Genomic DNA, 7,350 nt, shown 5'->3' with positions numbered 1-7,350 from the left:
CCGCTACAGCGCTAGTTGAAGAGCGCGCGGGCGGCCGCCTTTGCTCTTCCAGCGCTTCAGATCTTGTCGTCGTTTATCAGCGGGTTTCGACCGTCTTCGACAGGATCGGCTCGGACTGGGCGTACAGGGCGATGCCGCCGAGTGGCTAGCCGAAGCGCGGCAAATGCTCGACTTCAACCTGAAGCGACTGGCGCATAGAGCGCGGTCCGGAAAGCTCGAAGGTGTTCGTCTTGAAGGGGGAACGTTGATCGTCACGCCGAATGCCGGCGAGGTTCCCGCTGCAGCCGAAGAACTGAATGCCGAGATCAGCGAGCTCTATCCGCTGGTCGAGGTGCCGGACCTCCTACGAGAAGTGCACGAGTGGACCGGCTTCGCCGATCATTTCACGCATGTTCGCACAGGTGACAACCCAAGGAATGTCTCGGCCATGCTGGCCGGCGTTCTGGCGGATGCGACCAACCTCGGGCCGAAGCGGATGGCAAGCGCGTCCAAGGGGATCAGCGCACACCAGATCGGCTGGATGCGCACATTCCATGCCCGTTCAGAGACATATCGCGCGGCTCAGGCGTGCGTGACAGATGCGCATGCCCGGCACCCGCATTCCCGACTTTGGGGCGACGGAACGACATCTTCGTCGGATGGTCAATTCTTCCGCGCAAGCGACCGTGCCGCCAAGCGCGGAGATATCAACTTGCACTACGGCAGCGAGCCCGGATCGAAGTTCTACAGCCACCTGTCCGACCAGTACGGGTATTTCAGTATCCTGCCGATCAGTCCGACCGAAAGCGAGGCCGCCTATGTACTCGACGGGCTTTTCGATCAGGACACGGTCCTCGATATCCAAGAGCACTTCACCGACACCGGCGGCGCCAGCGATCACGTCTTCGGATTGTTCGCCTTGATCGGCAAACGCTTCGCACCTCGGTTACGCAATCTCAAAGATCGGAAGTTCCACACGTTCGAGAAGGGCGACGCATACCCAGCAGTGTCGAACCACATCGGAGCACCGATCAACACCACGCTCATTCTCGCGACCACTGGGACGATCTGCTTCACCTGGCAGCGTCGATCACGACGCGATCCGTCGTGCCGTCGACCATCCTGAAGAAGCTTTCGGCATCGCCAAAAGAAGGTCAGCTCGCCAGGGCGCTGCGGGAACTGGGTCGTATTGAGCGGTCTCTCTTCATGATCGAATGGTACTCGAGCCCGACATTGCGCCGGCGCTGCCAAGCCGGACTCAACAAAGGTGAGGCAGCGCACAAACTCAAGCGTGCCGTTTTCTTCCATGAGCGGGGCGAAATCCGCGATCGGTCGTTCGAAAGCCAGGCGTTTCGCGCATCAGGCTTGAACCTCGTCGTCAGCGCGATCGTGCATTGGAATACAGTTTACATAGAGCGGGCGGTTGCCCATTTGCGCAGTGCACGTCGAGAGGTTCCGGATCATCTGCTGAAGCACATCTCGCCGTTGAGTTGGGAGCACATCAACCTGACCGGCATCTACACTTGGGACGCGGAACATCAAATGCCTGAAGGATTCCGATCGCTAAGACTTCCGACCCCAATCCGTCGAGCAGCATAGAGTTCACGATCCGTTCGCCCTTAGCGCAAGATTTTGAACAGCTCTTGTCCTGACCCCAGAAAGGCTCGGTCGCGCCGACCACGGGGCGTCTTTGGATCGGGCGCCGCGATGAGGGTGTCCACTTCGGCCTTGGTGAGATGGTGCGTCACCCCCAATGTGCGCCCGTTTAATGGGAATCGTCAGCACGCGTTGGGCGACACCGAAGGACGCCGGGTCGGCGGCTGCGACATGGTGGAAGAAGGATCGGATCGCGGACAAGCGGGCGTTGCGCGTGGCGACGGAATTGTTCCGCTTCTCCTCGAGCTCGTCGAGAAAAGCGAGAACGAGGTCTCGGTCGAGATCTTCGAGCGTCAACGCCGCCGGCCTCTTCCGCAACCGGGCGGCGGCAAAAAGGATCAGGATGCGCAAGGCGTCGCGATAGCTGGCCACGGTCGCGGGAGTCGCGTTGCGCTGCTTGGTCAAGGGCCGGCGTAAGTAGGACTCCAGGAGCGGCGCCAGGAGTAAATGTCCGCTCATGCTGCACCTCGGCCAACAGCTTCCACATGACGTCACCTCAAGGACGAGAAACGATCGCTGAAGGACGGGTACGCGCCGCCTCGGTTGTTCGTTCGATCGAAAGCACTGTGTTTGAAGAAAGCTCTCCATCATGCAGGGCGAGAAGGCGCTGGCTGATTTCCTTGTCCGCTGCCGTGAGCCGATGGTTCAGGCGAAGAAAGTCCATCCAGGTTGGCGTACGAAAGGTCTCTGTCCAAAGTGACGGCGTTTGGAGGTTGCGCTGGAGCGTCCAAGTTTCGTGCGCCGGCGCGGAACGCCACCAGCCTGTTTTGAGACATGATCCGCCTCAGGAAGCCGTTGCTCATGCCTGCGATGAAAGCCCTCAATAATTCAAGGCTCAGTCGCGGCCTTCATCGCCCCCAGTTGGTACGGACCAGCCTCGCCGCGGGCAATCGCATACGGCAAAGGTCAATCGGCGGAGAGCGCCTGAAAGAGGCTCAAACCATACAAGCCCTGGATCGTGGACTTGAAGAGTTCTTGAGGCAATAGTTGCAGGCGAAGGGCCCGGTATGGACCGGACCCTTGGAAAGGCGGAGTATTCACGCCTACCTAGTTCTTGACGAAGAGCTGCCGAGGTACGTTTGACAGGCATTCGTTGCCATCGGGCTTGATCAGCACTGTTTCTGTGATTTCGATGCCCCAGTCCTCGAACCAAAGTGCAGTCATGAAATGGAAAGTCATGCCCGGCTGGAGGATGGTCTTGTCGCCAGGACGGAGGCTCATGGTGTGCTCGCCCCAGTCCGGCGGATAGGACAGACCGATCGGGTAGCCCGTGCGGTTGGACTTGTGCAGGCCGTACTTCTTCAAGACGTCAAAGAAGGCCTTGGCCCAGTCTTCGCAGGTGTTGCCGGCCTTGGCCACGGCGAGACCCGCTTCCATGCCTTCCAGCGTGGCCTTTTCGGCATCGAACCACTTCTGTGCGGGCTTTCCGAGGTAGACAGTGCGCGCGGTCGGGACGTGGTAGCGCTTGCACACCCCTGCGATTTCGAAGAACGTGCCCTCGTTATTGCGGAGCGGCTTGTCATCCCAAGTCAGATGGCATGCCGAGGCATCGGCCCCCGACGGCAGCATGGGGACCGCTGATGGATAGTCACCACCGAATTCTGGCGTGCCGCGGATCGAGGCGTCATAAATTTCAGCAACTAGGTCGCATTTGCGCATCCCGGGCTCCATCTTCTCCACGATGCGTTCGTGCATCTTGGTGACGATCTTGCCGGCACGCCTCATGTATTCGATCTCGGCCGGGCTTTTGACGGCGCGCTGCCAGTTCACGAGCACCCCTGCATCAACGAATGTCGCGTTGGGCAGACCGTTCTTGAGGATCTCGTAGGCTGCAGCCGTGAACCAATAATTATCGAGTTCAACCCCGACGACGCCTTTGTCGAGCTTGCGGTTCACCAGGTGCTTGCAAAGATCTTCCATTGGATGGCAGTCGGTTGCGTGGACATATGTGTCAGCGTAACTGATGACATTCTCTGGCGAGAAATAAACGGTCCGGTTAGCACCATTTTCGTCGACGATCCGGCCCCACCAGATCGGATCCCCTTCCGATGGCACGATGACCGCTTGGTGGACGTAGAACGACCAGCCGTCATAGCCGGTTAGCCATGCCATGTTCGCGGGTTCGCTGACGATTAGCGTGTCGATCCCACGCCGCTGCATCTCGGCTCGGGACTTGCTGAGCCGGGAGCGATATTCCTCCATGCTGAAATTCAGGTTGGTTGCGGGCACGCGGCTGTCTCCCTTTGTGAAAACCGTTGGAAGGAGTGACACCGCTCCCCCGTTGATCTTTTTGACACGGTTTCGAAAGTCACTCCCCAACGCGGCGCCCGTCAAACGCAATTTCGATATTCCGGCCATCTCGCTGCGAGATGGTGAATGCAATTTCCACCCATCGGTTCTTTAGATGGATCCGATCTTGATTCCCGAGTTGACTGACACGGCGCCGTCATTGATCCTCGCTCGCGCTCTGACCGCGTAGAGCGGGAGAGGGCCTACGGCGAAGGCTATCCCTTTGTGAAACCTGCCTCGCCGAAGCACCACATTTCACCGGAGCAGAACAGATGGATACTGGACCCACATTCTCGAACTCTTTGGCGGCAGCGGATATCGCTACTGGGCTGCACCCTTTCACCAATGCGCGGCTCCACGAGCAGAAGGGCCCGCTAATCATGGAGCGTGGTGAAGGTATCTACGTCTATGACGTGACCGGAAAGAAATATATCGAGAGCTTTGCCGGCCTTTGGTCTGTCGGACTGGGGTTCAGCGAGCAACGGCTGGTCGATGCTGCGGTGAAACAGATGCAGCGGCTGCCCTTTTATCACACATTCAACCACATGAGTCACGAGCCGAACATAAGGCTCGCGGAAAAGCTGGTCGAGATCACCCCGGACCACATTACACGTGTCTCGTATACCAATTCAGGGTCCGAGGCGAACGACACGGTCGTCAAGATGATCTGGTATCTCAACAACGCCCGTGGGCTGCCGAAGAAGAAGAAGTTTCTCGCCCGAAAGAAGGGCTATCACGGTATCACGATGGTATCGGGGAGCCTGACTGGCCTGCCGAACAACCATCGCGACTTCGATATGCCGATCATTCCGGTTATCCACCTGACAACTCCGCATCTCCGTACCTCCGGATTGGATGGTGAATCCGAAGCCGAGTTTACGGCAAGGCTGCTGGCCGAGCTTGAGGAGACAATTCTTCGCGAGGGGCCCGAAACGGTCGCAGCATTTATCGGCGAGCCTCTGATGGCGGCCGCTGGTGTCTTGGTACCGCCGCAAGGTTACTGGCAGGGTGTCGAGGCCATCTGCCGGAAGTATGATGTTTTCCTGGTCGCGGACGAAGTGGTCAACGGCTTTGGCCGCCTAGGGACGATGTTCGGGTCAACCTATTTCGGTATTAAACCCGACATCATGGTCACGTCGAAGCAGCTGACATCTTCTTACATGCCGCTCGCCGCCATTCTGTTCACCGAGGAAATTTACAACATCATCGCGGACAACACCGCGAAAATTGGTACGTGGGGACACGGTTACACCACGACTGGACACCCGGTCGCGACGGCAGTGGCGCTCGAGAACCTCAAAATCATTGAGGAGCGGGACCTAGTAGGCCACTCCGCAAGGGTCGGAAAGGTGTTCATGGACCGGCTCCAGCAGCTATCGGATCACCCCCTAGTAGGCGATGTCCGCGGCGTCGGCCTGATGGCTGCCGTCGAGATGGCTCCGGACAAGCGCTCCCGAGCTGGCTTCGAGCAGGCAGGCAAGGCGGGGACTAAGGCATTCGCGGCGGCTCTAGCCAACAACATCATCATGCGCGTGGTCGGTGACCAGCTCATATTCTGCCCGCCGCTGATTATTACTGAAGAACAGGCGCTAGAGGTCGTGGCGAGGGCTGAAAAAACGCTCGACGAAGTCGAGCAGTACGTCCGGGCAGAAAGTATCGCTTGAGGCATCCCCCGCAGGCGACACTGTTCAAGCAGGCGCCTGCACCCCCACCATCTCACATCGCGATGGGTGGCTGCGGGACATTATATTGGCAAGCCGTCGGGAAAACGGCTTTATCCCAGACGTCCGGACGGACCAGTGCTCGCTGGCGGGACACATTGGACAATGTCAGTGCAGATTAGGGACGTGATTCTTGCGCCGGGAGTTGGCGCGTTTTTTTATGATGACCAAGCGGCAATCCGGGCCGGTGCCGTGCAGGATGGCTTCGTCTATACCGGTGCACCGGTTACCCCCGGGTTCGAGTCGATACGGATGCCTGCCGCTTCCCTCGGGCTGGGTCTGGCTTTGCAGGACGGCGCTGTTGTGTGGGGCGACATGATGAGCGTCCAGTATTCGGGTGCGTGGGGTAGTGATCCCCTTTTCGATAGCAAGCAGATGGAAGCGGTCCTACGCGAAACCGTGGCGCCTAGGCTGCTCGATGCTGACGTTTCCAAGTTCCTTGATGCCAATGCGTATGTTCTTGGCCCTACAGAGGGAAGGCGATTGCCCCTCGCCTTGGAGTACGGGGTGAGCCAGGCTTTGCTTGCCGCCGCAGCACATGTTCCCCGAACGACGATGGTCGAGGTCCTGTGCCGAGAATTCGAAACCAGACTGCCGGATAAGCGAATACCGCTTTTCAGCCAGAGCGGCGATTCCCGCGACATCAACATCGACAAGATGATCCTGAAATCCGTGGACATCCTCCCTCACGGGCTAGTGAACTCCCGTGAAAAATTTGGCGTGCAGGGCAGCCATTTTGTTGAATTCGTCGAGCATGTGGCAGCCCGGATCGTGGATATTGGCCAACCGCGATACCACCCAACCTTGCACTTCGACGTTTACGGCTGGATCGGCCTTGAGATTGGCCAAGACCCACAAGATGTGGCTGATTTCATTTGCCGCGTCGGCGACCGTGTTCCCGGGTTTGCCCTGAACATCGAGTGTCCGGTTGACTACGGCTCGTTGACCGGGCAGTTGGACAATTATGCGAAGATCGTCAGCCATCTAGACGACCGCGGCTCGAATGCACGCGTTGTGGTCGACGAGCGCTGCAATACCTTTGATGACATAAAATTGTTTGCTGAAGCCAAAGCGGCGCATTTGGTACAGATCAAGATGCCGGACGTCGGTACCGTGGCCGACAGCGCGCGAGCGGTTCTGATATGCAAACAGAACGGCGTAGGCGCATATCTCGGTGGGAGCTGCGCAGAGACCGATCTATCCGCAAGGGTGGCGACACACATCGCTTTGGCGACCGGTGCGGACATGATGCTTGCCAAACCGGGCATGGGCGTTGATGAGGGTCTGTCGATCGTTGGCAACGAACAGAGCCGTACTCTCGCAACACTTGACTACCGCAGGTCCCAAATGGCCAAGAATACTGGGGTAACCGCATGAGTGGTGCATTGGACGGCATTCCGGTCGTTGCAGTCGAGCAGGCCGTGGCGGCCCCGTACGCCTCGTGCCGGTTGGCAGACGCCGGTGCCCCGAGTTCTCAAGGTCGAGCGACCTGAAGGTGATTTTGCGCGCCATTACGACAAGCTGGTCAAAGGTCAGAGCGCGTATTTCGTGTGGCTGAACCGGGGCAAGGAATCGGTTTGTCTTGATCTAACCACCGAGACCGGTTCTGTCGCAAATCGTGATTTCGGTCACGACGCGACGCTTTCGCGCCAATGATCAGGCGGCAAGGATCTCGAACTGCTCGGCAATTGAAGGGCATGGATTG

At 58.6% G+C, this 7,350-nt stretch carries 4 protein-coding genes and 3 pseudogenes; 4 read left to right on the top strand and 3 right to left on the bottom strand.

Annotated features, from left to right (window positions below; all coding sequences use genetic code 11):
• Positions 1-100: 100 nt before the first annotated feature.
• Positions 101-1,578 (top strand): annotated as a pseudogene (locus tag ACFFNA_RS36120) (Tn3 family transposase); the annotation flags it as partial.
• Between the two features lie 3 nt (positions 1,579-1,581).
• On the opposite strand, the gene ACFFNA_RS36115 reads toward ACFFNA_RS36120, so the two are convergent.
• The 3 genes and pseudogenes from ACFFNA_RS36115 to doeA all read right to left on the bottom strand — a co-directional run bounded on the left by ACFFNA_RS36115 (position 1,582) and on the right by doeA (position 3,864).
• Entirely contained in the window at positions 1,582-2,094 is a 513-nt protein-coding gene (locus ACFFNA_RS36115) for a site-specific integrase (protein WP_378924749.1), read from the bottom strand.
• A 37-nt stretch (positions 2,095-2,131) separates the two neighbouring features.
• Positions 2,132-2,393, bottom strand: a pseudogene (locus ACFFNA_RS36110) (MFS transporter); the annotation flags it as partial.
• Between the two features lie 289 nt (positions 2,394-2,682).
• Positions 2,683-3,864, bottom strand: coding sequence for an ectoine hydrolase DoeA (gene doeA, locus ACFFNA_RS36105; RefSeq protein ID WP_378924747.1), 1,182 nt, complete (start codon positions 3,862-3,864; stop codon positions 2,683-2,685).
• Between the two features lie 332 nt (positions 3,865-4,196).
• Here doeA and ACFFNA_RS36100 point away from each other — a divergent pair, with 332 nt between their 5' ends.
• The 3 genes and pseudogenes from ACFFNA_RS36100 to ACFFNA_RS36090 all read left to right on the top strand — a co-directional run.
• Complete coding sequence (locus ACFFNA_RS36100; protein WP_378924745.1) at positions 4,197-5,588, top strand: aminotransferase; 1,392 nt, start codon at positions 4,197-4,199, stop codon at positions 5,586-5,588.
• A 168-nt stretch (positions 5,589-5,756) separates the two neighbouring features.
• Positions 5,757-7,022 carry a methylaspartate ammonia-lyase gene (locus tag ACFFNA_RS36095; protein WP_378924751.1) on the top strand — a complete coding sequence of 422 codons (1,266 nt, stop codon included), beginning with the start codon at positions 5,757-5,759 and terminating at the stop codon, positions 7,020-7,022.
• Positions 7,019-7,244 (top strand): annotated as a pseudogene (locus tag ACFFNA_RS36090) (CoA transferase); the annotation flags it as partial. The gene ACFFNA_RS36095 and the pseudogene ACFFNA_RS36090, both read left to right, overlap by 4 nt.
• Positions 7,245-7,350: the final 106 nt, after the last annotated feature.

This window comes from Mesorhizobium kowhaii (assembly GCF_042431665.1).
Lineage (GTDB): Bacteria > Pseudomonadota > Alphaproteobacteria > Rhizobiales > Rhizobiaceae > Mesorhizobium > Mesorhizobium kowhaii.
This window is presented reverse-complemented; position numbering and strand designations above follow the sequence as displayed.